A 237-nucleotide genomic window follows, 5' to 3' on the forward strand; every position below is an offset into this window, starting at 1 on the left:
CTTCCCTTCGCGGTCCCAGGGGAACTGGACTTTGATGCGGCCGTGCTCGTCGCAGAAGATCTCTTCCCCGGCGGGGCCCACCACCGTGGCCATGTGCGGACCGTCGATGCGCGGCTTGGGCAGGGGCGTGGGCTTCCACTCCACCCGGTCGGGGACCAGCACGCCGCTGTAGCTGTAGTGGGTGCCCTGTTCGCCGCCGGCGGCTTCCTCTTCCTGGCTGATCGCCTGGCGGCCTTC

Annotated in this window: 1 pseudogene; it reads right to left on the minus strand. The window is 69.6% G+C overall.

The annotated features are described in order from the left end of the window. A pseudogene (locus PSEWESI4_RS25025) lies at positions 1-237 on the minus strand (type VI secretion system Vgr family protein); the annotation flags it as partial.

Origin of the sequence: Zestomonas carbonaria (assembly GCF_904061905.1) — a bacterium.
Classification (GTDB): domain Bacteria; phylum Pseudomonadota; class Gammaproteobacteria; order Pseudomonadales; family Pseudomonadaceae; genus Aquipseudomonas; species Aquipseudomonas carbonaria.